The organism is Nocardiopsis sp. LDBS0036 (assembly GCF_041228755.1).
Classification (GTDB): domain Bacteria; phylum Actinomycetota; class Actinomycetes; order Streptosporangiales; family Streptosporangiaceae; genus Nocardiopsis; species Nocardiopsis dassonvillei.
Genome location: NZ_CP141103.1, coordinates 2,436,656 through 2,463,466, shown reverse-complemented (window position 1 = coordinate 2,463,466; position 26,811 = coordinate 2,436,656). Strand labels below are relative to the sequence as shown.

19 protein-coding genes are annotated in these 26,811 nt (G+C 71.7%); 12 read left to right on the top strand and 7 right to left on the bottom strand.

Annotated elements, in window-relative coordinates:
- Nucleotides 1-118: 118 nt before the first annotated feature.
- The gene (locus UIS43_RS10310; protein WP_013154347.1) at nucleotides 119-1,018 is read left to right on the top strand and encodes a carbohydrate ABC transporter permease; all 900 of its coding nucleotides are present in this window, start codon (nucleotides 119-121) and stop codon (nucleotides 1,016-1,018) included.
- A gap of 205 nt (nucleotides 1,019-1,223) precedes the next feature.
- Here the strand turns inward: UIS43_RS10310 and UIS43_RS10305 are convergent, their stop codons facing one another.
- A complete protein-coding gene (locus tag UIS43_RS10305) occupies nucleotides 1,224-2,783 on the bottom strand; it encodes a long-chain fatty acid--CoA ligase (RefSeq protein ID WP_013154346.1) in 1,560 nt (519 codons plus the stop codon).
- 365 nt (nucleotides 2,784-3,148) lie between these two features.
- On the opposite strand from UIS43_RS10305, the gene leuS reads away from it, so the two are divergent.
- From leuS to UIS43_RS10290, 3 genes are all read left to right on the top strand, one after another.
- On the top strand, nucleotides 3,149-5,644 hold the full coding sequence (gene leuS / locus UIS43_RS10300) for a leucine--tRNA ligase (RefSeq protein ID WP_071622519.1): 2,496 nt from the start codon (nucleotides 3,149-3,151) through the stop codon (nucleotides 5,642-5,644).
- A gap of 86 nt (nucleotides 5,645-5,730) precedes the next feature.
- Nucleotides 5,731-6,321, top strand: a complete 591-nt coding sequence (locus tag UIS43_RS10295; RefSeq protein WP_013154344.1) for a hypothetical protein — start codon at nucleotides 5,731-5,733, stop codon at nucleotides 6,319-6,321.
- Between the two features lie 320 nt (nucleotides 6,322-6,641).
- Nucleotides 6,642-7,268, top strand: coding sequence for a hypothetical protein (locus UIS43_RS10290; RefSeq protein WP_013154343.1), 627 nt, complete (start codon nucleotides 6,642-6,644; stop codon nucleotides 7,266-7,268).
- Between the two features lie 13 nt (nucleotides 7,269-7,281).
- Here the strand turns inward: UIS43_RS10290 and UIS43_RS10285 are convergent, their stop codons facing one another.
- Both UIS43_RS10285 and lexA read right to left on the bottom strand, forming a co-directional pair.
- Nucleotides 7,282-8,370 carry a S9 family peptidase gene (locus UIS43_RS10285; RefSeq protein WP_013154342.1) on the bottom strand — a complete coding sequence of 363 codons (1,089 nt, stop codon included), beginning with the start codon at nucleotides 8,368-8,370 and terminating at the stop codon, nucleotides 7,282-7,284.
- A gap of 108 nt (nucleotides 8,371-8,478) precedes the next feature.
- On the bottom strand, nucleotides 8,479-9,198 hold the full coding sequence (gene lexA / locus UIS43_RS10280) for a transcriptional repressor LexA (RefSeq protein WP_013154341.1): 720 nt from the start codon (nucleotides 9,196-9,198) through the stop codon (nucleotides 8,479-8,481).
- Nucleotides 9,199-9,852: 654 nt separating this feature from the next.
- Between lexA and nrdR the strand changes: the two genes are divergently transcribed.
- Nucleotides 9,853-10,356, top strand: a complete 504-nt coding sequence (gene nrdR / locus UIS43_RS10275; RefSeq protein ID WP_013154340.1) for a transcriptional regulator NrdR — start codon at nucleotides 9,853-9,855, stop codon at nucleotides 10,354-10,356.
- A gap of 107 nt (nucleotides 10,357-10,463) precedes the next feature.
- The gene (locus UIS43_RS10270; RefSeq protein WP_370013030.1) at nucleotides 10,464-15,803 is read left to right on the top strand and encodes an LAGLIDADG family homing endonuclease; all 5,340 of its coding nucleotides are present in this window, start codon (nucleotides 10,464-10,466) and stop codon (nucleotides 15,801-15,803) included.
- 66 nt (nucleotides 15,804-15,869) lie between these two features.
- Here the strand turns inward: UIS43_RS10270 and UIS43_RS10265 are convergent, their stop codons facing one another.
- Nucleotides 15,870-16,175: a hypothetical protein gene (locus tag UIS43_RS10265; protein WP_013154338.1), complete on the bottom strand. Its 306-nt coding sequence runs from the start codon at nucleotides 16,173-16,175 to the stop codon at nucleotides 15,870-15,872.
- A gap of 287 nt (nucleotides 16,176-16,462) precedes the next feature.
- Here UIS43_RS10265 and UIS43_RS10260 point away from each other — a divergent pair, with 287 nt between their 5' ends.
- Nucleotides 16,463-18,286 (top strand): SPFH domain-containing protein, encoded by a 1,824-nt coding sequence (locus tag UIS43_RS10260; RefSeq protein ID WP_013154337.1) that lies wholly within the window; start codon nucleotides 16,463-16,465, stop codon nucleotides 18,284-18,286.
- Nucleotides 18,287-19,753 (top strand): SPFH domain-containing protein, encoded by a 1,467-nt coding sequence (locus UIS43_RS10255; protein WP_013154336.1) that lies wholly within the window; start codon nucleotides 18,287-18,289, stop codon nucleotides 19,751-19,753.
- A 134-nt stretch (nucleotides 19,754-19,887) separates the two neighbouring features.
- Here UIS43_RS10255 and UIS43_RS10250 read toward each other — a convergent pair whose 3' ends face one another.
- The 3 genes from UIS43_RS10250 to UIS43_RS10240 all read right to left on the bottom strand — a co-directional run bounded on the left by UIS43_RS10250 (nucleotide 19,888) and on the right by UIS43_RS10240 (nucleotide 21,597).
- Nucleotides 19,888-20,079, bottom strand: a complete 192-nt coding sequence (locus UIS43_RS10250) for a hypothetical protein (protein WP_013154335.1) — start codon at nucleotides 20,077-20,079, stop codon at nucleotides 19,888-19,890.
- Nucleotides 20,080-20,289: 210 nt separating this feature from the next.
- On the bottom strand, nucleotides 20,290-20,946 hold the full coding sequence (locus tag UIS43_RS10245; RefSeq protein ID WP_013154334.1) for a hypothetical protein: 657 nt from the start codon (nucleotides 20,944-20,946) through the stop codon (nucleotides 20,290-20,292).
- Nucleotides 20,947-21,024: 78 nt separating this feature from the next.
- Nucleotides 21,025-21,597 carry a DoxX family protein gene (locus UIS43_RS10240; protein WP_013154333.1) on the bottom strand — a complete coding sequence of 191 codons (573 nt, stop codon included), beginning with the start codon at nucleotides 21,595-21,597 and terminating at the stop codon, nucleotides 21,025-21,027.
- A 207-nt stretch (nucleotides 21,598-21,804) separates the two neighbouring features.
- Here UIS43_RS10240 and UIS43_RS10235 point away from each other — a divergent pair, with 207 nt between their 5' ends.
- From UIS43_RS10235 to UIS43_RS10220, 4 genes are all read left to right on the top strand, one after another.
- Nucleotides 21,805-22,503, top strand: coding sequence for a ribonuclease HII (locus tag UIS43_RS10235; RefSeq protein ID WP_013154332.1), 699 nt, complete (start codon nucleotides 21,805-21,807; stop codon nucleotides 22,501-22,503).
- Nucleotides 22,504-22,695: 192 nt separating this feature from the next.
- Nucleotides 22,696-25,167, top strand: a complete 2,472-nt coding sequence (locus UIS43_RS10230; protein ID WP_358170085.1) for an AAA family ATPase — start codon at nucleotides 22,696-22,698, stop codon at nucleotides 25,165-25,167.
- Nucleotides 25,168-25,209: 42 nt separating this feature from the next.
- Nucleotides 25,210-25,941 (top strand): nucleotidyltransferase family protein, encoded by a 732-nt coding sequence (locus UIS43_RS10225; protein ID WP_013154330.1) that lies wholly within the window; start codon nucleotides 25,210-25,212, stop codon nucleotides 25,939-25,941.
- Nucleotides 25,942-25,988: 47 nt separating this feature from the next.
- Nucleotides 25,989-26,786, top strand: coding sequence for a tyrosine-protein phosphatase (locus UIS43_RS10220; RefSeq protein WP_013154329.1), 798 nt, complete (start codon nucleotides 25,989-25,991; stop codon nucleotides 26,784-26,786).
- Nucleotides 26,787-26,811 lie beyond the last annotated feature (25 nt).

The following is a 26,811-nucleotide window of genomic DNA, read 5'->3' as shown; positions in this document are numbered from 1 at the left end:
CTCCCCCTCCGCCGGGGTGCGAAGGACGTCCCGCCCCGGACAGTGCAGGAGTCTAACGGCCCCGTCCGAGCCCGGAACAACCGGATTCGGCCCGGTCACCGCTGAGGAAGGAACGCCCGTGGTCACGCGCACAGAGGCACCCGCCGCCGGCCCCGACTGGGAGGGCCGCGTCCGCGACGCCCGCCGCAGGGGCGAGGTCCGCAGGACGGGACGGTTCCTGGCCAAGTCCGTCGGGGTGGCCGTCCTGCTGCTGTTCACGCTCTTCCCCGTCTACTTCATGCTCATCAGCGCGTTCTCGGACCGGGCCACCTCGGGGGCCGGGGCGCTGCTGCCCACCGGGCTGTCCCTGGACAACTTCGTCTACGTGCTCACCGAGGCCAGGTTCGGCCAGTACATGCTCAACTCGCTCACGGTCGCCTGCATCACCGTGGCCGGAGCGTGCGTACTGTCGCTGCTGGCCGCCGTGGCGGTGGCCCGCTTCCGGTTCCGCTTCCGCACCGCGGTGCTGGTGATGGTCCTCATCGTGCAGATGGTGCCGCTGGAGGCGCTGGTCATCCCGCTCTTCCTCCAGGTGCGCGACCTCCAGCTGCTCAACACCATGCTCGGCCTGGGCGTGGTCTACGTGGCGCTGTCCCTGCCGCTGGCGGTGTGGATGATGCGCGGCTTCGTGGCCGCGGTGCCCGTGGAGGTGGAGGAGGCCGCCTACATCGACGGGGCCTCCTGGGGCCAGATGTTCTGGCGGGTGCTGTTCCCGCTGGTGGCGCCCGGCCTGGTGGCCACGGCCATCTTCTCGTTCATCGTGGCGTGGAACGAGTTCGTGCTGGCGCTGACCTTCATGACCCAGAGCGAGAACTACACGGTGGCGGTCGGCCTGCGCCAGTTCTTCGGCCAGTACGCCAACGACTGGGGGCACGTGATGGCCGCCTCCACGCTCATCACCATCCCGGTCATGGTCTTCTTCGTCCTCGTGCAGCGCTTCCTGGTCTCCGGGCTCGTCCAGGGGGCCGTCAAGGGATGAGGGCGGGCCGGCCCCCGGGGGGAGGGTTCGGGCGTCCACGGGGTGCTGGAGGTGAGACTGCGAGCAGGACTGCGCCGTAGGCGTCGGTTGAGGGTGGTGGCCCGCCCCGTCGCGAAGCGCCCCCGGCGGGCGGTGGCGGGCGACGGGCGGGCCGAGGCGAAGCGGAGGCCCGAAGAAAACAGGACCGGCCCCGCCGCGCGGGAGGTCAGCCGCGCAGCTCGCGCTTGAGGATCTTGCCGGTGGAGGTCATCGGCAGCTCGGTGCGGAACTCCACCTCGCGCGGGTACTTGTACCCGGCCAGGCGCTCCTTGGCCCACGCGACGAGCCCCTCGGCGGTGACCTCGGCGCCCTCCTTGGGGATCACGAACGCCTTGACCTCCTCGCCGTGGGTGTCGTGGGGCACGCCCACGACCGCGGCCAGGCTGACCGCCTCGTGGGTCATCAGGACCTCCTCGACCTCGCGCGGGTAGACGTTGTAGCCGCCGCGGATGATCATGTCCTTGGACCGGTCGACGATGAAGTAGAAACCCTCCTCGTCGCGGCGGGCGATGTCCCCGGTGCGGAACCAGCCGTCGCGGATCACCTCCGCGTTGACCTCGGGGCGGTTGTGGTACCCCTTCATCACGCAGTGCCCGCGCACCGCGATCTCGCCCTCCTCCGCCGCCTCGTTCCACTCGGGGTCGATGAGCTTCATCTCCACACCCCACACCGGCTGCCCGATGGAGCCGGTCTTGGCCTTGACCTTGGGGTTGTTGAACGACACCACCGGTGAGGTCTCGGACAGGCCGTAGCCCTCCTTGATGCCCACGCCGAAGGTCTTGGTGAAGTCCTCGGCGAGCTGGCCGGGCAGGGCGGCGCCGCCGGAGACCGCGTCCACCACGTTGCCCGCGATCTTCTCCAGGTCGTAGGTTCCCGGTTCGGCGGCCCGGACCGCGCCCAGCAGCCCCCAGTACATGGTGGGCACGCCCGCGAAGGCGGTGACGCCCTCCTTCTCCATGAGCCTGAGCGCCTCGGCGCCGTCGAAGCGCGGCATGAGGACCATCGTGCCGTGCCGGTACAGGGCCGCGTTGAGCATGACCGTCTGGCCGAAGATGTGGAACAGCGGCAGGACCACGAGGGCGACGTCGCGGCCGTCGGGGTGGGGCTCGACCAGCCTGGACGAGCCGACCGCGTTCAGCAGCAGGTTGTGGTGGCTCAGCTCGGCGCCCTTGGGCTTGCCGGTGGTGCCGCTGGTGTAGATGATGACCGCGGTGTCGTCGGAGCTGGCCTGCACCGTCTCGAACTCGCCGGGCTGACCCTCCAGCGCCTTCCAGAAGGTCTCGGCGCCGTCGATGGTCGACTCCGTGGCACCCGGGGAGGCGGGCAGGTCCACGTAGAACTCGCAGGAGTCCACCTGGCCGAAGGCCTCGAAGGCCCGATCGCCCAGGGGGAGCTCCGGCGTGCCGGTGAAGGCGAAGAGGGCCCTGGCCCCGGAGTCCTCCAGGTGGTAGGCGATCTCGCGCGGGGTCAGCAGCACGTTCAGCGGCACGATCACCGCGCCCGCCTTGAGCGCGCCGAAGTACACGAAGGGGAAGTAGGGCACGTTCGGACTGGCCAGCGCGATCCGGTCCCCCGGCCTGATCCCGCGCGCGACCAGCAGGTTGGCCACCTGGTTGGCGATCATGTTGGTGATCGCGTAGTTCAGGCGCAGGTCGCCGAAGACCAGGCACTCCTTCTCCGGAGCCGACCGGGCACCGTCCTCCAGGAGCACGGACAGGTTGAGCATGGGGGCCTCCCGCAGCCAGATGGGTCCAGTGGATACGCGATGATTCGGGATGATGTGACCCGAGTCGCGTGTTCTGCGCCACTTTGACGGCAGAGTAACAAACCGGCTGGTCGGTGTGGAGGGGTCGGGAGTCCGTAATCTCACCGATCTTCCCCCTCGCTCTCCGTGACCCCGCGACCGAGCGGGAGAGGCGGTGGCGCCGGGCCCGCCCGCGCGGGGCGGGGGGAGCGCGTCTCCGGTTCCGGGCCCCGGCCGCCGCCCCCGGGCGCACCCGCGCGGGGCTGCGCGGAACCCGTCCGCGCCCCGACCCGCCAACCGCTAACCTGAGTGCTGTACACCCCGAACCGGCTAAGGAACACGTGGCGATGACAGCGGCAGACGGCGACCAGACGACGGGCGACACCTACGACGCCCGTGCCCTCCAGGACAAGTGGCAGGCGCGCTGGGCCGCTGAGCTTCCGTTCCAGGCCGACGAGGACCCCGGGGACACCCGCCCGCGTTCCTACATCGTCGACATGTTCGCCTACCCCTCCGGCGACCTGCACATGGGCCACGCGGAGGCCTACGCCATCGGCGACGTCATCAGCCGCTACCGCCTCCAGCGCGGCGACAACGTCCTGCACCCCGTCGGCTGGGACTCCTTCGGCCTGCCCGCCGAGAACGCGGCCATCAAGAACAACTCCCACCCCGCCGAGTGGACCTACGCCAACATCGAGACCCAGGCGGCCTCGTTCCGGCGCTACGGCATCAGCGTGGACTGGTCGCGACGCCTGCACACCAGCGACCCCGAGTACTACCGCTGGAACCAGTGGCTGTTCACCCGCTTCTTCGAGCGCGGACTGGCCTACCGCAAGGACGGCCACGTCAACTGGTGCCCCCAGGACCAGACCGTGCTGGCCAACGAGCAGGTCGTACAGGGCAGGTGCGAGCGCTGCGGAGCCGACGTCGTGCGGCGCAGCCTCAACCAGTGGTACTTCCGCATCACCGACTACGCCCAGCGCCTGCTGGACGACATGGACCAGCTCGACGACGGCCGCTGGCCGGACGAGATCCTGGCCATGCAGCGCAACTGGATCGGCCGCTCCACCGGAGCCGACGTCCACTTCGCCATCGAGGGCCGCGACGAGCCCGTCACCGTCTTCACCACCCGGCCCGACACCCTCTACGGGGCCACCTTCTTCGTCGTGGCCGCCGACGCCGACCTGGCCGACGAGCTGTGCGCGCCCGAACAGCGCGAGGCCTTCGACGCCTACCGCGCCGACGTCGCCAAGCTCTCCGACATCGAGCGCCAGGCCACCGAGCGCCCCAAGACCGGCGTGTTCCTGGGCCGCTACGCGATCAACCCCGTCAACGGCGAGCGCATGCCCGTGTGGGCGGCCGACTACGTCCTGGCCGACTACGGCCACGGCGCCATCATGGCCGTGCCCGCGCACGACCAGCGCGACCTGGACTTCGCCCTGGCCTTCGACCTCCCGGTCCGGGTCGTGGTGGAAACCGGCGAACCCGACCCCGTCGAGACGGGCACGGCCACCGCGGGGGAGGGCGTCCTGCGCGACTCCGGCCCGCTGGACGGCCTGGCCAAGACCGAGGCCATCGAGCGCATCATCGAGATCCTGGCCGAGCGCGGCACCGGACAGGGCACGATCAACTACCGCCTGCGCGACTGGCTGCTGTCCCGCCAGCGCTACTGGGGCACCCCCATCCCGATCATCCACTGCCCCTCCTGCGGCGAGGTGCCCGTCCCCGACGAGCAGCTGCCGGTGACCCTGCCCGAACTCAAGGGCGCCGAGCTGGCCCCCAAGGGCGTCTCGCCCCTGGCCGCGGCCACCGAATGGGTCAACGTCGACTGCCCCTCCTGCGGCGGCCCCGCCGAGCGCGACACCGACACCATGGACACCTTCGTGGACTCGTCCTGGTACTTCCTGCGCTACTGCTCGCCGCGCCTGGACACCGCCCCCTTCGACACCGAGGCGGTGGAGAAGTGGGGACCGGTGGACCACTACATCGGCGGCAAGGAGCACGCCACGCTCCACCTGATGTACGCCCGGTTCTTCACCAAGGTCCTGTACGACATGGGCATGGTGTCCTTCACCGAGCCCTTCCGCCGCCTGACCAACCAGGGCCAGGTCATCAACCAGGGCCGCGCCATGTCCAAGTCCCTGGGCAACGGCGTGGACCTGGGCAAGGAGATCGACGCCTACGGCGTGGACGCGGTCCGGCTGACCATGCTCTTCGCCTCCCCGCCCGAGGAGGACGTGGACTGGGCCGACGTCTCCGTCGTCGCCGCGCAGAAGTTCCTCAACCGCGCCTACCGGGTGATGAGTGAGGCGGGCGCGGCCAGCGCACCGGGAACCGACCCCGCCAAGGGCGACACCGACCTGCGTCGGACCACGCACCGCACCGTCGACCAGATCACCGCCCTGGTCGAGTCCCGCCGGTTCAACGTGGCCATCGCCCGCACCATGGAACTGGTCTCGGCCGTCCGCAAGGCCATCGACTCCGGCCCCGGCGCCGCCGACCCGGCGGTCCGCGAGGCCGCCGAGGCCGTGGCCGTCTCCCTGTCCCTGTTCGCGCCCTACGTGGCCGAGGAGGGCTGGGAGAAGCTCGGACGCAGCGGCAGCGTCGCCGTCGGCAACTGGCCCGAGGTCGACCCGGCCCTGCTGGTGCAGGAGTCGGTGACCTGCGTGGTGCAGGTGCAGAGCAAGGTCCGTGACAAGCTGTCCGTGGCGCCCGACATCGACCCGGCGGAGCTGGAGCGGCTGGCCCTGGCCTCGGAGAAGGCACAGGGCTTCATCGGCGACAAGCAGATCCGCAAGGTGGTCGTGCGCGCGCCCAAGCTGGTGAACATCGTCGTCGGCTGACCAGGCACACGAGGGGCGGCGGCCGCGCGCAGCGGCCGCCGCCCGTGTGCGGTCGGCTCGGTGACCGACAGGGAGGCGGTGGCCGGGTGGGTCCCCTCGCGCGGGTGGCCGTGATCGGCGCGGGCACGGTGGTGCTGTCCGCGGTGGCGATCGGCGGCGGGCTGTGGCTGGCCGGGGACGACCCGGGCGTGCCCGAGAGCGGTGACGTCCACGCCGCGGCACCCGGGTGCGCGGTGGTCTCGGACGCGCTCGTCACCGGCCTGGTGCCCGGCGCGGTCCTGGAGTCCTCCGAGCAGGGGCCCCTGGCCGACGGCGACAGCACCGCGTGCTCGTGGTCCTCCGCCGGTCTGACCGAGGGGTCGCAGGGGGTGCTCCGGCTGGACCTGTCCGCCCGCTTCACCGACACCACGGGGGAGGAGCCGGTCACCGGCGCCCAACGGGCGCGGGAGGCCTACGACGCCCTGGTGCCGGTGCGCGGCGAGGCCGTGGAACTGCCCGCCGGGGAGGGCCGGGTGTGGCGCGGCCAGACTCCGGGTACCGCCGAACTGGCCTTCCCCACCGACAACCTGCTGGTGCGGGTGTCCTACGCAGGGACCTCCGGCACCGAGCCGGTCGACTTCGGAGAGGCCCGGGACCTGGCAGTGGAGTTCGCCGTGCAGCTCGGAGAGGCCCTGTGAGCGACCAGCACCCCGATCCGCGGGACCCCGAGCGGCCCCAGGAAGCCCACCAGTCTCCGCAGGCGCCGCAGTCGCACGGTCAGGGCGACCCCGAGCAACCACAGGCGCCGCAAACACATGGGCAGCCGCAGGGGCAGCAGGGACCCCTGGAATCACATCCTCCACAGCCGCAGGGGCACCAACAGCCTCCGCCGTCTCAGGCACCACAACCCCACGGACAACAGCAGGCCTACCACCCCCACCAGGCCCCGCAGGGGCAGTATCCGCCGCCCCCGGGACCCCCGTGGCAGCAACCCCACCTCCAGCAGCCCGCGCCCGAGGTGGTGGCCTCCGTCCAACCGCAGAGCCGGGGCTGCGCCACCGCCGCCGTGGTCGCCGCCGCCCTGGTGCTGGTCGTGCTCGCCGCCGGGGCGATCTGGTACGTGGTGACGCGCGACACCCCGGAGGCGAGCGACTTCGGGGCGGCGCCCGAGTGCTCCGTCGCCGAGACCGGGACGCTGGACGAACTGGTGCCCGACCACGGGTTGGAGGTCGAGGAACCGGTCGGCGGCCCGCAGGAGGCGTTCGGCTCCGGCTGGCAGTGCCGGTGGGCGACCCCCGGCGGCCCCGGCGAACGGGTTCCGGCCACCGCGACGCTGGTGGCCGTGGCCGCCCCCGACCCGGGCGGTGTCACGACGGCCGCCGACAACCTGCGCACCACCACCTCCCAGTACGACGCGCAGGAATTGGAAGGCGTCGGCGAGGAGGCGGTCGCCTGGGTCCAGGAGGACCCGTACACGGTCGCCTGCGTCGGCGCCCGGGTGTCCAACCTGTACCTGGAGACCTGTTACAGCCTGGCGGCCAGCTACGACGCGCAGAACCCGGGCGACCGGGAGCGCATGGTCGCGGGCGCCGAGGAGTTCGCGCTGTCCGTGACCGAGGCGCTGCCGGACTCCATCCCCGAGTGAGGCTCCGGCGCGGTTACCAGGCCGTGCCCAGGAACTCCTCCAGCGCGGGCGCGACCTCCTCGGCGAAGGGGCGCTGTTCGTCCAGGACCGTGGCCCCGGGCTCGTCCCGGTAGCGGCGGAAGATGTGGTCGGTGTCGGGGACGTCCACCCGTCGCGCGCCGTCCAGACCGGTCATCAGCCGGTCCACGTCCTGCCGGGAGACCTGCGCGTCCCGCTCCCCCCACAGCACCAGCACCGGGGTGCCCCCGGGCAGGTCCTCCGCCAGGTCGACGGGGTCGAAGGCGTCCATGTAGGCCAGGAAGTCCTCGTTGACCGGGGTGTAGACGCCCAGGCCCCCACTGGGCATCTCCACCCCGCTGAGCGCACGCCCGGACCTGATCGCGGCCCGTCCGGCGCGGGAGTCCGAGAGGAGCTGGACCACCTGTCCCTCCTCCACCTGACCCGAGGCCTCGACGGCACGCGCCTGCTCGGTGAGCTGGCGGTCGATCAGGTCGAGGTAGCGCGTACCGGGAGGCGCGGCCAGCACGAGCGCGGGGGAGGGGTGCTCCGCGCCGATGAGATCGTGGGCGCGCAGCGCGTACAGGGCGCCCTCGCTGTGCCCGACGACGACCACCCGCTCGGGGTCCACCTCGGGCTGGGAGACGAGCTCCTCGTAGGCGGCCGCGACCTGCTCGTCGAAGATCACCGGGTCCACCGGCGCGACCTCGCCGCCGGGGTCCGGCGTCTCGAAGTCCGCACCGCTGCCGTACTTGTCGTAGCGCAGCGAGGCCACCCCGACCTCGGCGAGCACCCGGGACAGGTTCTGGTTGGTGTTGGCGTCGGGGCGCACGGAGCTGTTGCCGTCGCGGTCGGTGGGACCGCTGCCGGAGATGATGAGCGCGCCCGGAACGGTACCGGAGACGTCCTGGGGCATCCGGAAGGTGCCGGACACCTCGTGCCCGCCGCCCTCGAAGGCCACCTCGCGCTCGACGCCGCCGACCCCCGGCGCCTCGGCGGCCCCGTCGTCGGCGGGGGCGCAGGAGGCGGTCAACAGGACGGCGCTCGCCGCACCGAGCAGTGCGGTGCGCCAGCGGGCGGCGGGGGAGGAGGCACGTGTGAACACCTCCTCAGCCTAGCGGCCCGCGTCCGTCGGCCCCGCATCGTCCACAGGGGGAAGCGCCCCCGATCCCTCCGAGGGGAGAGGGACCGGAGACGCGGGTACGCGGGGACCTCAGACGCGGCGCATGACCGCGACCACCTTGCCGAGGATGGTGGCGTCGTCGCCGTTGATCGGCTCGTAGGCCTCGTTGCGCGGCATCAGCCACACGTGGCCGCCCTCCTCGCGGCGCAGTACCTTGACGGTCGCCTCCTCGTCGAGCAGCGCCGCCACGATGTCGCCGTTGTTGGCGTCCTGCTGCTGGCGCACCACCACCATGTCGCCGTCGGTGATGGCGGCGTCGGTCATCGAGTCGCCGACCACGGTGAGCATGAACAGGCGCCCCTCACCCACCAGCTGACGCGGCAGGGCGAGCACGTCCTCCACCGACTCCTCGGCCAGGATCGGACCACCGGCGGCGATCCGGCCGACCAGCGGCACGGCGGCGGCGCGCGAGAGGTCGATGTCCTCGGGCACCAGGGTCCGCCCCGAGGCGCGCCCGGGCGTGCGCAGCTCCACCGCGCGCGGCCGGTTCTGGTCCCGGTGCAGGTAACCCTTGCGCTGGAGGACCTTGAGCTGGTGCGCCACGCTGGACGGGCTCGACAGGCCGACCGCTTCCCCGATTTCCCTTATCGACGGGGGGAAACCCCGCTCCCGGACATAGCGCTGGATGCAGTTCAGCACGCTCTGCTGGCGCGCGGTGAGTTTGGGGGCTTCGGGCGTGGACCCGCCCGTGTTCTCCGCTGGTGCGAGAACGGTGGCGGTGTCTGCGGTTCCGGGATTCTCCTCCGGCACGGCCGGGCCTCCTCGGCATTCGGTTCGGTCAGGGCCTGCTTGTGTGACTGGCCACCCCCGGTCCGCGACCGTGCCGACCTGGGGGTCCACGTGATGGCGAAACCGGTGTGAAATCAAGGTCAACTTTAGTCGTTGCACACGGTGATATCAAACAAGCGTTCGAGGCTGGGGACAATTGCCGTCGCGCGTATTCGCGGACAATTTCCGGCCTGCACTTACGTGTGTACACGCGTTCACGCGCTGTTGTCCCCGGAATGCGCGAACGCGTGTCCGTGGCAGCGGTTCCGGCCAGGCACGGGGGTCTTATCCCGGGGCGAAGGCTCGACCGAAATCCCCGCGACGCCGGGATTCCGACGCCCGCCGCCGGGGCGCGGGGGCTCCGGGCGGCGACGCTATCCTTGAGCGCGGTGCCGGGCCGCCCCCGCAGCGATCCGCCCGCGCCGACCTCCCCGCCCCGTCCCGCCGCCGCGGACCGCGATGCCGCGCGGCCGTTCGGTCGTGTCCGTGACACGCCCGTGCCGGGGTTGCGGCGGGTCAGGAAGAAGTCTAGGTTCGACCACAACATCTGGTGTGGCGACAGGGGCGATTGCCCAGAAGTTGTGGTTTAGTGGTACCTAGGCGTTGTCGTTCGGTGAGAGAAGCAGGTGAACCAGGGTGCACTGTCCGTTCTGCCGCCATCCGGACACCCGGGTGATCGACAGCAGGTCCACCGACGACGGCGCGGCCATCCGACGCCGCCGGTCCTGCCCCGTCTGCGAGCGCAGGTTCACCACCCAGGAGACCGTCCTGCTGATGGTGGCCAAGCGCTCGGGGGTCACCGAGCCCTTCAGCAGGACCAAGATCATCGCCGGGGTGCGCCGGGCCTGCCAGGGCCGCCCCGTCTCCGAGGACGCCCTGGCCAAGCTCGGCCAGCAGGTCGAGGAGGAGATCCGCGGCCGCGGCCTGGCCGAGGTACCGGCCCACGAGATCGGCCTGGCCATCCTGGGGCCGATGCGCGACCTGGACGAGGTCGCCTACCTGCACTTCGCCAGCGTCTACCGGGGCTTCGAGAGCCTCTCCGACTTCGAGGCCGAGATCGCCAGCCTGCGCCAGGACCGAGAGGCCGAGACCGACGGGGGCGCCGGGACCGGCGGCCGGAGCGGCGCCGCCACGGGGTAGCGCCCCTCGCGGCCGCACGCCGACCGCCTGCGGTGCCACACCACCCCCGGGACAAGGACGCCGGGCACGGTCGGTGACCGTGCCCACGAGTGAGGGGAGACCCGGCGATGACGGAGACCACCAGCGGTCCGGCCGGACGCAAGGGCAAGGGCAGCCGCAAGGGGATCAGGGTGAGGCGCGTCTTCACCACCCCGGGCACGCACCCCTACGACTCCCTGGAGTGGGAGCGCCGCGACGTCGTCATGACCAACTGGCGCGACGGCACGGTCAACTTCGAGCAGCGCGGGGTGGAGTTCCCCTCCTCCTGGTCGATGAACGCCACCCAGATCGTGACGAGCAAGTACTTCCGCGGCGCGGTGGGCACCCCCGAACGCGAGTGGAGCCTCAAACAGCTCATCGACCGCGTCGTCGGCGTCTACACCGAGACCGGCCGCGAACACGGCTACTTCGCCTCCGCCGAGGACGCCGAGGTCTTCGACCACGAGCTCAAGCACGCCCTCGCCCACCAGCTGTTCAGCTTCAACTCCCCGGTGTGGTTCAACGTCGGCACGAACTCAAAAGCCCAGGTCAGCGCGTGTTTTATCCTGTCCGTGGACGACACCATGGAGTCGATCCTGGACTGGTACAAGGAGGAGGGGATCATCTTCAAGGGCGGGTCCGGCGCGGGTGTGAACCTGTCGCGCATCCGCTCCAGCAAGGAACTGCTCTCCTCCGGCGGGACCGCGTCAGGCCCCGTCTCCTTCATGCGCGGCGCCGACGCCTCGGCCGGGACCATCAAGTCCGGCGGCGCCACCCGCCGGGCCGCAAAGATGGTCGTCCTGGACGTCGACCACCCCGACATCGAGGACTTCGTCGAGACCAAGGCCCGCGAGGAGCACAAGATCCGTGCCCTGCGCGACGCCGGGTTCGACGTCGACCTCGGCGGTGACGACATGTTCAGCGTCCAGTACCAGAACGCCAACAACTCCGTGCGGGTCTCCGACGCGTTCATGCGCGCCGTGGAGAGCGGCTCCGACTTCGGCCTGACCTCCCGCACCACCGGCGAGGTCGTCGCCACGGTGGACGCCAAGGAGCTGTTCCAGCGCATGGCCAGGGCCGCCTGGGAGTGCGCGGATCCGGGCATCCAGTACGACGGCACGATCCAGGACTGGCACACCACGCCCGAGAGCGGACGCATCAGTGCGAGCAACCCGTGTTTTCCGGCTGATCAGCGCGTGCTGACGGATCGCGGACATATACCGATCGGTGATCTGATCAAGCGCGCGGCCCGAGGCGAGACCTTCGCCGTGTACACCAACGACATCACCGCTGAGACGGACGCCCAGAACGCTGTGGTGGCGACGATCCCCACCCAGTACATGGTCACGGGGACCAATGAGATCCTCGAACTGCGTTTCTCTGACGGCTCTCTCCTGCGCTGCACCCCCAACCACCGTCTGTGGACCGAGAACCGCGGCTGGGTGCACGCTGAGAAGCTGCTCTCCGATGACCGGGTCGTCCGTTCCTTCCAGTACGCGCCTCGTTCGAACCCGGCGCTGCGGATTCCCCGTGCGGCGCTGGAAGCCGTACGGACGGTGGCGGCCTTGCCGAGTGTCCGTCCTCTGTACCTGCCGGAGAAGTGGGACGAGGATCCCGACCTCGCGCACTACCTCGGCTGGCTCGTGGGGGACGGCTCGGTCGGTGATCAGGCGGTGGTGACCGTCTACGGTACGGCTGAGGAGCAGCAGAACGTCCTTCCTCGGCACCAGGCGCTCATCGAGCGTCTCACCGGGCACCGGAGCAAGCCGAGCCTCCAGCCGAACGGGACCCAGCAGCTCAGAATCACGCGTCGCACGATGGTCGAGTTCGTCCGAGCCCTGGGCCTGGGCGCCCGCGCGGAGGACAAGTCAGTGCCGCCGTCGCTCTTCGAGGCACCCGAGGAGACCGTGCTGGAGTTCCTCCAAGGGCTGTTCGACGCAGACGGGTGCGCGGTGGACCAGAAGGCCAACGGAACGCGCTACATCGGTCTGGGCAGCCGTTCGGACCAGCTCCTGCGCGATGTCCAGGAACTCCTCGCCCCGTTTGGCATTGCCAGCCGTGTCTACAGGACATCCGAGGGCAAGCCGGATTCGTTCTCCTACACTCGCAAGGATGGGTCCACGGTCACCTATGGCAGTGACGGTCCGTTCTTCGACCTGCGGATCTCGGCCCAGTCCATGCAGGAGTTCTCCGCCCTCGTCAACTTCTCCCTGGAGGGAAAGAGCGAGAAGCTCCGAGAGGCGCTGGACTTCCGCCGTATGTACAGGACGAGGACGACTACACGCCTGTTCTCCAGACGTTCCGCGGGATTCGAGACCACATACAACCTCACCGAGCCGCGCAACCACTCCTACATCGTGGGCGGCACCGTCGTCGCCAACTGCTCGGAGTACATGTCCCTGGACGACTCGTCCTGCAACCTGGCCTCGATCAACCTGCTGAAGTTCCTGCGCGAGGACGACACCTTCGACGTGGAGCGCTTCACCGCGCTCACCGAGCTGGTCATCACGGCGATGGACGTCTCCATCACCTTCGCCGACTTCCCCACGGAGAAGATCGGCGAGACCACCCGCGCCTACCGGCAGCTCGGCATCGGCTACGCCAACCTGGGCGCCCTGCTCATGGCGACCGGCCACGCCTACGACTCCGAGGGCGGGCGCGCCGTCGCCGCCGCGGTGACCTCGCTGATGACCGGCACCGCCTACCGGCGCAGCGCCGAGCTGGCCGGGGTGGTCGGCCCCTACGACGGCTACCGGCGCAACGAGCGGGCCCACAAGAGGGTCATGCGCAAGCACGCCGCCGCCAACGACGACCTGCGCACCGTCGGAACCCTGGAGGAGCCGATCCACGCCGCGGCCACCCGCGAGTGGGCCGAGTGCCTCAGGATCGGCGAGCGCAACGGCTGGCGCAACGCCCAGGCGAGCCTTCTCGCGCCCACCGGCTGCCTCACCGGCGACTCCATGGTCACCACCGACCGGGGACTCGTCCGGCTCACCGAACTGGGCGACGCCTACGGGCCCAGGTGGCAGGACCTCTCCGCCCGGGTCTCCACGGACGAGGGGCCCCGCGAGGCGACGAGGTTCTTCGTCAACGGAGAGGAGCCGACCCGGCGTATCGTGACCAGGGGCGGGTACCGGCTCCAGGGCACGCACACCCACCGGATCAAGGTGGTCTCCCCCCGGACCGGTGACTGGGAGTGGAAGCGCTTCGCCGACATCGCCGAGGGCGACGTCGTTCCGGTCCAGATGGGCACCCTGGTCGGGCAGCCCCGCCGTGTGGTGCTGCCGGTCCTGGACCAGGCCTACTACACGGGAGATCACGACCTGTTCGTGCCCGAGGCGGTGGACGAGGAACTCGCGGAGCTCGTCGGTTACTTCATGGGCGACGGCAGCCTGCACGCCAAGGGCATCCGCATGTGCGTCGCCGACACCGACGAGGATGTCGTCGAGCGCCTGCGCATTCTGGCCAAGGGGCTGTTCGGCCTCGCGCCCACGGTGACCGCCGGACAGGGCTACCAGGAGGTCACCCTGTCGTCGGTCCGCCTGGCCCGGTGGTGGAAGGCGGCGGGGTTCGCCAAGGACTTGCCCGGTCAGGACCACTCCGGCAAGGGCTGGACCCCCCGAGTGCCCTCCTCGGTCCTGGAGACCAACGATCCGGCGGTGTACGCGGCCTTCCTGCGCGGTCTCTTCGAGGCGGACGGCACCGTCCTGGAGGGTGTGCCGAGCATCTCCACCGCGCACGCCTCCTTCGCCGGAGAGGTCCGCACGCTGCTGCTGACCCTGGGTATGGCCTCCACCACGCGCACGACCCGGAGCGGGTACGGCGGGGACTGCCACGTGGTCCGCCTGCGCAACGTCGACCACGCCCTGCGCTTCGACGAGACCGTCGGGTTCCTGGGCGACCGCAAGAACAAGCTCGTCGTCCAACTGGAGTCGGACCGCTCGGCCAAGGGCGACCGGATCGTTCTGCCCCGCCAGGTGTGGGACGAGCTGGTACCGGTCGGGCACGCCGCGCGGGGGACGGTCGTGCAGTCGCTGAGGAAGTACGGCGGCGTGGCCCGGCAGCTGGCCTCGGCCATTCACTCCGAGACGCTCGACGGCAGGCTGGGACACGCCCTCGGCTACGTCTTCGAGGAGGTCGGCGCCAACGAGGACGGCGGCGTGCAGCCGACCTACGACATCTCGGTGCCCGACAACGTCACCTACGTGGCCAACGGCCTGGTCAGCCACAACACCATCGGCTTCATGATGGACTGCGACACCACCGGTATCGAGCCGGACTTCTCGCTGGTCAAGTTCAAGAAGCTGGTCGGCGGCGGCTCCATGCAGATCGTCAACCAGGCCATCCCGCGCGCGCTGGGCAACCTCGGCTACCAGGACGAGCAGATCGAGGCCGTCGTCGAGTACGTCTCCGAGAACGGCCACGTCGTGGACGCGCCCGGCCTGCGCGCCGAGCACTACGAGGTGTTCGACTGCGCGATGGGGCTCCGCTACATCCGGCCCATGGGCCACGTGCGGATGATGGCCGCGGTACAGCCCTTCCTGTCCGGCGCGATCTCCAAGACGGTGAACGTGCCGGAGGAGGCCTCGGTCGAGGACTTCGAGCACATCTACTTCGAGGGCTGGCGGATGGGCCTGAAGGCGCTCGCCGTCTACCGCGACAACTGCAAGGTGGGCCAGCCGCTGTCCACCGGCGGGACGTGGGAGAAGGAGGCCGGGCCCGAGGCGGAGGCCGTCGAGGCGCCCCGCCCGGTCCGCCGCCGCCTGCCCAAGAAGCGACCGAGCGAGACCACGTCGTTCTCCGTGGGCGGGGCCGAGGGCTACATCACCGCGGGCTCCTACCCGGACGACGGTCTGGGCGAGGTGTTCATGAAGCTCGGCAAGCAGGGGTCCACCCTGGCCGGGGTGATGGACGCCTTCTCCATCGCGATCTCCATCGCCCTGCAGTACGGGGTCCCGCTGGAGACCTACGTGGAGAAGTTCACGAACATGCGGTTCGACCCGGCGGGCATGACCGACGATCCGGACATCCGCATGGCCCAGTCGGTGGTGGACTACATCTTCCGCCGCCTGGCCCTGGACCACCTGCCCTACGAGGAGCGGGCCGCGCTGGGGGTGCTGTCGGCCGCCGAGCGCCAGGCGCAGGTGGCGGGCGAGGACCCCGCGCAGGTCGCCACGCAGGTGGAGTCCTACGCCCAGTCCGCCGCCACCCGCGGGGCGGACGCCCCGGAGGAGGTCCCGGCGGCCTCCGCGCGGGAGCCGCACGCGGCGGCGGAGCGGCCGACCCGGGCGCACTCCACCGCGGAGCTGATGGAGGGCAAGGGCTTCGTGGCGGACGCGCCGCTGTGCATGACCTGCGGTACCAAGATGCGCCCGTCGGGCAGCTGCTACGCCTGCGAGGGCTGCGGGGCCACCAGCGGTTGCAGCTGACCGGCGCCGGGCGGACGGTCGGGGGAGGGGCGGAACCGCGTCCCTCCCCGGCGCCCCGGTCCCGCGTCAGCCGCGGTCGAGGTCCCCGGAGACGGCCGCGACCGCGGCGGTCACGGCGGTCACCCCCAGCACGGCGGGCCAGGCGCCGACCTTCTTCGCCAGCGGGTGGGAGAGCCCGAACGCCCCCACGTACACGCCGGTGAGCGCGACCGCCGTGCCCACCCCCGAGCGGCGGCGCCAGGTCTCGAAGGCCGCGGCGCCGAACGCGGCCAGCACGGCTCCGCCCAGCGGGCGGTCGCCCGTCGCGCGGGCCACCGTGTAGCCGCCGATCAGGCCCGCGGTGGTCAGGACGGAACTGGGTACTGCGGGCATGGACGGTGTCCCCTCTCGCTGCGGCCGGAGCCGGTGGCTGCGTGTGCCGACGACGTTATCCGCCGTCCGGCGGCGGTGTGATCCGGCCCGCCCGGACTGGTCTCACGGGTGCGCGCCCCCGTCACGTTCCGGTCTACAGCCCTGGGTTCCGGACGCGTCTCATGACAGGGTTGGTGCTGTCCGCTACGGCCGATCGGGTCACGGGACAGGTCCCCACCTGGAACCGGACCGCGGTACGCGACGTCGTAGCCGATAGTTCCCGACCTCCGACCAAGGAGCCCATGCCTATGTCGTTCGCGCAGACCGTGCGCGGCGCGGCCGGTGCCGTCGCCCAGGGGGGCGATCCGCGCCAGGCGGTGTCCGACGCGCTGCAACAGGCCACCGAGGGCGGTGGCCTCGACCCCCGGGACTTCGTCGCCGCCCGTGAACAGGGTGACTCCGTCGGCACCCGCATCGAGCAGAAGAGCACCTCCCTCAACAACGCGGGCGAGGCGATCAACCGCAGCTACTACGAGCGCGGCGACGGCGGGCCGGTCCACGTCATCTGCCCCATGGTCATCCCCCGCGGACGCACCTTCGTGACGATGCTCCCGGCCATCGCGCTGGTGGCCCTCGGTGTGCTGGGCGCCGTCACCGTCCTGGTCCCCCAGGCGGTCAGCGGTGGCAACCCCCTGCTCAACCCCGTCTTCGGCGTCCACTACTGGCTGATCACCATCGCGGTGGCCGTGTTCATGTGGTGGCGCCAGGGCATGGTGATGGTGCCGGAGGGCTGTGAGGCCATCGTCACCCGCTTCGGCAAGATGGAGAACGTCTTCCAGGCCGGGCGGGTCACGCTCTTCAACCCCTGGAAGCGCGTCTCCTACATCGTCAACACCACCCGCGAGTACCCCTTCAACGCGCCGATCCGCTCGGCGCCCACCAAGAGCGGCGTGCAGGCCTCCATCGACCTGTTCGTGCAGTTCAGGATCGTCAACGCCACCGACTTCGTCTACACGCTGGGCGGTGTCAACGGCTTCCAGGAGAAGCTCAACAACGCGATCAGCGAGACCACGCGGAGCCTCATCTACGAGCAGCAGGCCTCGGCCATCTACGACATGGTGGGTGACAACACCCAGAGCCTGGTGGAGCAGCTCAACCGCCAGTTCAGCGGGATCGTGGAGCTGACCAGCGCCAACATCACCCACGCCGAGCCCTCCAACCAGGAGTACCGGATGGACCTGGCGGCGCCGGAGATGGTCCGCGTCGCCAAGGACGCCTACACCTTCGAGTACGAGCTCCAGCTGCGCAAGGAGCAGAACGAGGGCGACCTGAACAAGGAGCTGGCGACCCTCAACGAGACCCTGTCCGCGATCCAGGCCGACATCGCCCAGTACCAGGCGCAGATGGACACCGCCCTGGAGCGCGAGACCAACCGGGCCCGCTCCCTGGCCCACCAGCGCTTCGTCGAGGCCCAGTCCGAGGCCAACGCCAACGCGGCCCTGTTGCAGGCCCAGGCCCTGGACATCCGCGCGGTGAGCGCCGCCGACGCCCCCGAGATCCTCAACTACCGCTTCCGCGAGACCCTCCTGGACAAGCTGGAGGCGGTGGCCGACAGCCTCCCGCAGGTCCTGCGGATCGGGTCGGGCGACGCCGCCAGCGTCGACTACCTGCGCATCGCCCAGGAGATCATCGGCCAGGCCGACACCGCCCTGTTCTCGCAGGAGGACATGGACGCCCTCCGCTCCCGCCTCGGCGACATCCGGGGCCGCATAGCCGAGCGCGAGCAGGAGATCAGCGCTCTGGTGCGTGAGGCCGGCGGCCCCAGGGCCGAGCCGGGCCGGGGCGAGGACCCGGGGGAGGAGCTGGTGGAGGAGATCCGCCAGTCCGTCTCCGAGCAGGCCATCGACGAGCGCATGTCCGAGGCACCCCAGGCGCCCCAGGCATCTCAGGCACCCCAGGGGTCCCAGGAGCCGCACGGTCGGCACGAGGCCCCGCGGGAGCAGGACCCCGCCGGGCCGCCGGTCGACGCGCCGCCGCCCTCGGACGCCCCCCACCGGTCCCTGGAGGACCCGCCCCCGCCGCCGTGGTCGCGCGGCACCCAGGGCTTCGGCCCCGACGAGGGAGGTCAGTAGATGAGCCTGTCAGTGAACGCCGGAGGCGGCTCCAGCATCAAGGAGTCCCTCGCCTCGTGGGGCGACCTGGCCGGTCTGCTGCGCGGCGGGGACCAGGGCGCGATCGTCCCCGTGGTCATCCCGCGCGACAACCGGGGCCTGCGGTGGACCGTCCTGGTCTGGTTCGGCCTGTTCGCCCTGTGCTCGGCGCTGATGATGGCCCTCAACGCCTCGGCGGGCGGGTTCGTCCTCGGGGTCGCCTACGTCGTGCTGGCCGTGCCGACCCTGATCGTCGGCGTCCTCAGCATCGTCGTGGCGGGCCTGTGGTGGTGGCGCAGCTCGATCATCGAGATCGAGGAGGGCACGCACGGCATCCTCACCAAGTACGGCGCGATCGTGAAGCCGATCGGGCCGGGCCGCCACTACCTGTGGCACCCGTGGTCGCGGGTGGACTTCGTGGTGGACACCCGCACGGAGATCCCCTACACGGCGCCGGTCCTGGCCTGCCCCACGCGGGAGAACGTGCCGCTGAAGTCGATCGAGTTCTTCCTCAAGTTCCAGATCACCGACCCGATCCGGTTCGTGACGATCATCGGCGCGAGCAACTTCGACCTCGTGCTCTCCAGCGCGGTGCAGGACGCCATCCGCCAGCGCAGCCGCCTGGTCAACACCGAGTCCGCCTACGACCTGCGCGGTTCCAACGTCGAGGACATGCGCCGCCTGCTCAACGGGCAGCTGGAGAAGTACGGTGTGCGCATCACCGGCTGCAACATCCCCGACGTGCAGCTGCCCAGCCAGTACCAGCAGCACCTGTCCACCCGGGAGCGGGTGGCCAAGGAGCTGGTGGCCTACGAGCAGGAGTGGGAGCTGACGCGCAAGCGCCGGATCGATACCCTGCTGATGGACATCGAGCGCTCCAAGAAGACCCGTGACGCCAAGATCGTCGAGGTCAACGCCTCCCTCAACAAGGCGCGCAAGGACGTGGCGCAGATGCTGGAGGAGCAGGAGACCGAGGCGCAGCGGGTGCGCTACGAGATCGAGACGCGCGGGCGCGCCGACCTGGTGGCCGCCGAGAACGAGGCGAAGGCGCAGGAGCGCCTGGCCACGGCCTACCGGGACAACCGGGCGGTGCTGGAGTACGAGCTGGCCCGTCGCCGCCTGGACGTGGGCGCCACCCTGGCCGGGCGCGCCCCGCGTCCGGTGGTGGTGCAGACCGAGGCGGGCGCGGGGGACGGTTCGGCGCTGTCGACGCTGCTGACCGCGCAGCTGCTGCCCCAGGTGATGGACGGCCGGGGCGCGCGGACGCCGCTGGGCGGCTCGGGCGGCTCGGGCGGGGCCAGGGAGGTCCTGGACTCCGCGCAGGGAGCGGTCGCCGCGGCCGCCGAGCGCCAGCAGCAGCTGGCCGACGAGTACCAGCGCCAGCAGGGCGCCGCGATGCGCGAGCAGTTCGAGCGCGGAGAGGGGTACGGCGGGCAGGGGCGCCGCTGACCCGGCGGCCCCTGCCCCGCGGGTCGGCCGCGGGGCAGGGGCCGGGCACAGGGCAGGGGCCCGCGACCGGTAGCGGTCGCGGGCCCCTGCCGCGTGTCCTGGGGGGAGAGCGTGGGCCCCGCCCCGTCCGTTGCTCAGGCGACGGGGGAGAGGGAGGAGTAGCCCCCGGCGATGTCGATCCCGTTCCGCGCGGCGATCTCGACCAGGTCCTCGACCTCGCCCGCCTGCGCGCTGGCCAGGTCGTCGTCGCCGAGCGCGTGGGCGCGGCGCAGCGCGGTGATCGAGTCGTGGATGCGCACGTGAAGGGTGAGCGCGAACTCGCGCATGGGGCCTCTCCTCGGGGTTGGCGGCGCTGCCGGGGAGGGAGGACCTGACGGCTCTCCCCCGGGGGGCGTCTCCTTGTGTACCCGGCGAGGGTGAGAGCAGGGTTGGAGGGGGACAAGGATCGGCAAGGGGAGGGTCAGTTCCCGGCGGTGGGAACGCGGCCGCCCGCCGCGCGGCGGCGCGGCGGGCGGGTCACGGGTGCGGGGCGCGGTCTAGTGGTTGACCCAGACGTACCAGTCGCCCGACACGTGTTCGTAGATCCTGGAGCCCTGCCCGGGGACGAAGACGCCCTCGGGGATCGGCTCGGTGCTGTGCGCCAGACCCGAGGGGCTGAACAGCCCCGAACCCTCCACCGCGTAGTGGGTGACACCCTCGTACGCCGAGACGCTGCGCAGCGAGTACAGCCCCACCCGTTCGCCGTTGAGCGGGATGGAGGTGCGGCCGTCGGTGTCCTCGCGCAGCGAGAGCAGCTGGTCGGAGGAGGCGCTGATCCGGCTCTGGAGCGGGGCGTCGGCCACGGCCAGGCCGATCGCGGCGGCGGCGATCACCGGTGCGGACACCCAGCGCAGCCAGTAGTAGCGGATCATCGGCCGGGCCACCGCCAGGGCGATGCCCAGGCGCAGCGCGCCCATCCCGGCGAGCAGCAGACCGCCCACCAGGCCGATGAAGAACGTGGGCAGGTGCCCGCCGGGGACGCTGTCCTCGAAGAGCAGGACCAGGCCGACCACGCCGCAGGCGGGGATGTAGAGCCGCCCGGGTGGACGGGAGGCCCAGCTGATCAGTCGCTGGCCGAGCGTCGGCTTCTCCGCGATCTCGATCAGCTTGGCCAGGGACCTGTCAGGGGTCGGGCCGGAAGCTGCGGCGGACATGGCGTTCCCTCCACCGAATCCGTGTCATGGGGACGCGGACCCGCAGCGAACGGGAAGAAGGGGCCGCAGGGGGCCGCGTCACAGTCGATACGGCCGCCGAAGCACGGCCTGCTCCACAGGATAGAGCAGTGGCGGGGCGTGTTCGGGGAGACGCGAGGAAACGCCGCCGTCCTTCCCTCGGGTCGCGGACGGGTGACGGCGGTGTTTCCGGTGTCGCACGCCGACGCGCGGTGAGAGGACGAGGTGGTCCCATGACCAGCGTCCGCCGCTCACGGCCATCAGTACGCACACCGCCGTGACCAGCGACGTCGTTCCCCACGAGGAGAGGGGCGCCAGGCCGGGCGATCCCGCCGTGAGGGCGCCGAGCACGGCCGCGACGGCGAGCAGGGGGCCGGTCAGCCATGTGAGCAGGCCCACGGCGAAGGCGATCGAGAGCGCGACGAGCAGGGCGGGCAGCGTCCCGGCCACCGGGGACAGTACGCCCAGTCCGACGGCGTCCAGGTGTGCGGCGACCGCGGCCTCCCGGCCGCGCAGCGCGAGCCCGTACTCGGTGAACATCCACCCGACGCCCACCCGGACGAGGGCGGCGACGACGTCGTAGAGGCGTCCCCGGGAGATCCGTGGCCGCGGGTACGGCCTGGCGCGCTGCATGTCCGCTCCTCCCGGGCGTCCGGCGGTCCTGACAAGCGGAAACTACACAAAGTCATGGGCTTTGGCCTGCCGTGGTGACCGGCGAGTCGCGCGAAAGGGCGCGCGGGGGACCGCCTCGTCCGGATCGGGGCCCGGGCGCGCGGGCCGGGGTCTGCCGCACCCCGGGTCCCGCACGGCGTCCGCGCCGCACGCCCTAAGGTGGACACCGTGCCGACCACATCCACTCCCTCCCCGCCGCCCGCCGCACCCACCTACGAGCTGGAGGACGAGCTCCGCTCCTCCGGCGCGCGGGTGGTCGCCGGGGTGGACGAGGTGGGCCGCGGCGCCTGGGCCGGGCCGCTCCTGGTCTGCGCCGCCGTCCCCGGCGAGGGCGCCCCGCCCCCCGGGCTGACCGACTCCAAGCGCCTGACCCCCAAACGCCGCCGGGAGATCGCCGACCAGCTGCGCCCCTGGGTCGCCGACCACGCCTTCGGCTGGTCCTCCCCCGAGGAGATCGACGAGGTCGGCATGACCGAGGCGCTGCACCGGGCCTCCCGCCGCGCCCTGGACGCGCTCTCCCCCCGGCCCGACGCCGTCATCCTCGACGGCAGGCACGACTTCATCGGCCGCCCCTGGAGGGTGCGCACCTGCGTCAAGGGCGATCTGGCCTGCGTCAGCGTCGCCGCCGCCGCGATCCTGGCCAAGGTCCGCCGCGACGCCCTCATGGCCGAGCTGGCCGCCGACCACCCGGGCTACGGGTTCGAGCGGGCCGCCGGGTACCCCTCGCCCGTGCACCGCGCCGCCCTGGCCGAGTCCGGGCCCACCCCGCACCACCGCATGAGCTGGTCCTACCTCGACGACCTGCCCCGATGGAAGCACCTGCGCAGGGTCCGCCCCGCTTCCGGCGGGCAGCTCCCCCTGCTGTGAGCACCGGACCCGCGGCCCCCGGGAGACCCCCGGCCAGGGGGCACGACACGCGGTCCCGTACTGGACATCCGCCCCACTTGGGGCAAGGCTGTGGCTGTGGACGTCGGCCCCCCGACGCCTCCCGCCCCCGACCCGAACCCCGCCGGTCAGGAGAGCCGACCGCCACGGACCCCCACCCAGGAAGGTTCATGGATGACGCGTGAGATGCGCTCCACCGCCGCCGCGGAGCCGGGACGCGCCTCGGGACTCGACCGCATGCGCGCCCTCTACCACCGGATCCCCCTCGGCCGACGGCTCGCGTCCGCACTGGTCCTGCTGACCGTGGTCGCCGTCGTCGCGTTCGTCACGGGGGTCTCCGTCTTCGGCGCGGTCACCGCGGCCCTGGTCCTGCTCATGGTCCTGGCCGCCCTCATGCGCTCCGTCGACGCCTTCGCCACCGTCATGGTGTGCGTGCTCTGGCTCGCGGTGGCCGTTCCCCTCTTCCAGATCCCCCTCACCGGCGAACCCGTCACGCTGCTGGTCCTGCCCCTGCCCCCGCTCGTGGTCCTGGCCGCCGGGCGGGCGCGCGAGTTCCCCGTCTGGCACACCACCGTGCTCTCGCTGACCGCCGGGCTCATCGCCGGGTTCTCCCTGGCCCTGGTCGGGCTGGTCGTCGAGCCCTTCGCCGCCTCCTGGGGGATCGCCCTGCTCTACGCCGCCGCGGGCGCCTGCCTGCTGTGGCGGCTGTCGGCCTCGCGCCAGATCCACCGCGAGAGCGAGGCCAACCGGCGCGAGACGGCCAAGTCCATGCCCGTCTCGCGCCGCAACGGCGGCGCGGGCCCCGCGAACGCGCCCGGGGGCCGGGACGGAGCCGACGGCCGCACCCGGCCGCTGCGCGCACGCACCGGCAGCGGCTCCCGCGGGGCCTCCTCCGCCGACAGCGACGACGAGCCCGTCCCCGTCGACCAGGCCCTGGCCGAACTGGAGGACATGGTCGGCCTCGACCCGGTCAAACAGCAGGTGCGCGGGATCGCCGCCTCCATCGAGGCGGCCCGCCTGCGCGCCGACGCGGGCTTCCCCGTCGAGCGGCCCCTGCGCCACCTGGTCTTCTCCGGCCCGCCCGGCACCGGCAAGACCAGCGTCGCCCGCACCCTGGCCACCATCTTCCACTCCTTCGGGCTGCTGCCCACCTCCCGCGTGGTCGAGGCCCAGCGGGCCGACCTCGTGGGGGAGTACCTGGGCGCGACCGCCATCAGGACCAACGAGCTCATCGACCGGGCGCTGGGCGGCGTGCTGTTCGTGGACGAGGCCTACTCCCTGGTCAACGAGGGCGACGGCCAGGCCGACCGGTTCGGCAACGAGGCCGTGCAGACCCTGCTCAAGCGCGCCGAGGACGACCGCGACCAGCTCGTCGTCGTCCTGGCCGGGTACGAGAAGGAGATGGACGCCTTCCTGGCCTCCAACCCCGGTCTGGCCTCGCGCTTCGCCACCCGCATCAGCTTCCCCAGCTACACCGCCGACGAGCTGTTCCGCATCGCCGAGTCCCTCGTCCACCAGCGCGGCGACATCCTCGACGGGGAAGCCGCCCAGGCGCTGCGGCGAAGGTTCGACCAGGTGGTCCAGCGCGAGGTGGTCGACGAGCTCGGCAACGGCCGCTTCGCCCGCTCTGTGGTGGAGAAGGCCGCCCAGGCCCGCGACGTGCGCGTGGTCACCGCCGGGGTGGACGGCGCCGAGCCCGCGCCCCGGCCCGAGGCCGAGGACCTCATCACCGTCCGCGCCTCGGACGTGGAGGCCGCCCACCGGGAGCTGACCTCGCGCCTGCCCGGTTTCGGGGAGGCGCCCGGCATCGGGGAGGCACTGGCCGAGCTGGACGCCATGATCGGTCTGGAGCCGGTCAAGGAGCAGGTCCGCTCCATCGTGGCCCAGCTGCGGGTGGCCAAGCTCCGCGAGGAGCAGGGGCTGCTCAACCAGGCGCCCATGCGGCACTTCGTGTTCTCCGGTCCGCCCGGTACCGGCAAGACCACCGTCGCCCGCGTGCTCGGCCGGGTCTTCGCGGCGCTGGGACTGCTCGGCCGCGCCGACGTGGTCGAGGCCCAGCGCGCCGACCTGGTCGGCGAGCACCTGGGCGCCACGGCGGTCAAGACCAACCGGCTCGTGGACCGGGCGCTGGGCGGCGTGCTGTTCGTGGACGAGGCCTACTCCCTGGTCAACCCCGGCTACAGCGGCGGCGACGCCTTCGGCTCCGAGGCCATCCAGACCCTGCTCAAGCGGGCCGAGGACGACCGGTCCCGGCTCGTGGTCGTGCTCGCGGGCTACCCGGCGGAGATGGAGCGTTTCCTGGCCTCCAACGCCGGACTGTCCTCGCGGTTCAACGTGCGGGTGCGCTTCCCCTCCTACACCGCCGACGAGCTCACCGAGATCGCCGAGACCGTGGCCGCCCGCACCGGTGACGCCTTCGACGACACCGCGCGCGAGGACCTGCGCAGCATCTTCGCGCACGTGTGCGAGGCCGGGTGGATCGACGAGCTCGGCAACGGCCGCTTCGCCCGCTCCCTGTTCGAGAAGGCGTGCTCCCACCGCGACCTGCGCGTGTCCCAGGAGCTGGGCGAGGCCGCGACCGCCGCCGAACTCACCGTGCTGACCAGCGCCGACGTCCGCAAGGCCTACGCCGAGGCGACGCAGTAGACCCGAGGGGGCGCGTACAGGCGTGCTGCTAGTGTCCGGATCATGACCGCTGCACCCACTTCCTCCGCGTCCCCCGTCACCCAGGCGCTCATCCTCGCCGGCGGCCAGGCCACCCGGCTGCGGCCCTACACCGACACCCGCCCCAAGGCGATGGTGGAGGTGGCCGGACGGCCCATCATCGACTACCAGCTGGAGTGGCTCGCCGGCCACGGCGTCGAACACGTCGTCGTCTCCTGCGGCTACAAGGCCGAGGTCCTGCGCGAGCACCTGGAGGCCCGCGAGGGCGGCCCGCGGGTCACGCTCCTGGTCGAGGACGAGCCGCTCGGCCGCGGCGGGGCCCTGCGCTTCGCCTCCACCGGCCTGCACGACCCGGAGGCCCCCTACTTCGCGCTCAACGGCGACGTGCTCACCTGGTTCCCCCTGGACGAGATGACCGCCCACCACCGGGAGCGGGGCGGCCTGGCCACCCTGGCCCTGGCCCAGTTCCGCACGACCTGGGGCATCGTGGACGTGGACGACCAGGACCGGATCGAGGGCTTCACCCAGAGCCCGCTGCTGCCGGTGTGGATCAACGCCGGGGTGTACCTGTTCGAGCCGGGCATCACCCCGCTGCTGCCCACCAAGGGCGACCACGAGTCCTCCACCTTCCCCGACCTGGCCGAGGAGGGGCGCCTGGCCGCCTACCGCATCGACGGCTTCTGGCGCGGCGTGGACACCGCCAAGGACGTCAAGGAGGCGGGGGAGCAGATCACCGCCATGCGCGAGGGCGCCTGACCCCGGCCGGGGAGGAGCGGACGTCGGCTGACGGGGCGCCGGGGAGGATGGGTATCGTCACCAAGGTGACGAACGACGGTTTCCTCCTCTCCAGCGCCCCCAACTTCCGCGACCTCGGCGGGCACCGCACCGCCTCGGGCCGCACGGTCCGCAGCGGGCTCGTGTACCGCTCCGACGCCCTGCACGCGATCGCCGCGGACGAGCTGCCCGTCTACAACGGCCTGGGCATCCGCCAGCTCGTCGACCTGCGCACCCCGCACGAGCGCGAGACCCTCCCCGACGTCGTCCCCGAGGGCGCCGAGTACGCGGTCGTGGCCGTGCAGGACCCCGAGGCGTCCGGTGCCAACTTCTCCCTGGCCCTGGCCGACCCCGAGAAGGCCCGCCTCATGTTCGCCGACGGCGCCGCCGAGCGCTTCATGCACGGCGTCTACCGCGAGCTCGTGACCGACGCCGAGGCGCTCGCCGGGTACCGCGAGCTGGTCGAGCGGGTGGCCCGGGGCCCGGCGGCCCTGGTCTTCCACTGCAGCGCGGGCAAGGACCGCACCGGCTGGGGCGCCGCCCTGCTGCTCGGCCTGCTGGGCGTGGACCGCGAGGCCGTGGTCGCCGACTACCTGGCCAGCAACGAGCGCCAGGCCAACACCGACGAGTGGATGCGCAGGCTCGCCCGGCACAGCGCCCTGGAGTGGGAGGAGGTCGTGCCCATGACGCGGGTGCGCGCCGAGTACCTGGAGACCGCCTTCGCCCACGTGGACGAGGTCCACGGCTCCTTCGACGCCTACGTCACCGAGGGCCTCAAGCTCTCCGACGCCACCGTCGAGCAGCTGCGCGAGCGCATGCTGGAGTAGGCGCCGTGCGGCGGGGGCGCGGCGC

Excerpts from the sequence above, each read along its gene's own strand:
- UIS43_RS10305 (WP_013154346.1), bottom strand. The coding sequence starts at position 2,783 with ATGCTCAACCTGTCCGTGCTCCTGGAGGACGGTGCCCGGTCGGCTCCG.
- leuS (WP_071622519.1), top strand. The coding sequence starts at position 3,149 with ATGACAGCGGCAGACGGCGACCAGACGACGGGCGACACCTACGACGCC.
- UIS43_RS10270 (WP_370013030.1), top strand. The coding sequence starts at position 10,464 with ATGACGGAGACCACCAGCGGTCCGGCCGGACGCAAGGGCAAGGGCAGC.
- UIS43_RS10265 (WP_013154338.1), bottom strand. The coding sequence starts at position 16,175 with ATGCCCGCAGTACCCAGTTCCGTCCTGACCACCGCGGGCCTGATCGGC.
- UIS43_RS10260 (WP_013154337.1), top strand. The coding sequence starts at position 16,463 with ATGTCGTTCGCGCAGACCGTGCGCGGCGCGGCCGGTGCCGTCGCCCAG.
- UIS43_RS10255 (WP_013154336.1), top strand. The coding sequence starts at position 18,287 with ATGAGCCTGTCAGTGAACGCCGGAGGCGGCTCCAGCATCAAGGAGTCC.
- UIS43_RS10250 (WP_013154335.1), bottom strand. The coding sequence starts at position 20,079 with ATGCGCGAGTTCGCGCTCACCCTTCACGTGCGCATCCACGACTCGATC.
- UIS43_RS10245 (WP_013154334.1), bottom strand. The coding sequence starts at position 20,946 with ATGTCCGCCGCAGCTTCCGGCCCGACCCCTGACAGGTCCCTGGCCAAG.
- UIS43_RS10240 (WP_013154333.1), bottom strand. The coding sequence starts at position 21,597 with ATGCAGCGCGCCAGGCCGTACCCGCGGCCACGGATCTCCCGGGGACGC.
- UIS43_RS10230 (WP_358170085.1), top strand. The coding sequence starts at position 22,696 with ATGACGCGTGAGATGCGCTCCACCGCCGCCGCGGAGCCGGGACGCGCC.
- UIS43_RS10225 (WP_013154330.1), top strand. The coding sequence starts at position 25,210 with ATGACCGCTGCACCCACTTCCTCCGCGTCCCCCGTCACCCAGGCGCTC.
- UIS43_RS10220 (WP_013154329.1), top strand. The coding sequence starts at position 25,989 with ATGGGTATCGTCACCAAGGTGACGAACGACGGTTTCCTCCTCTCCAGC.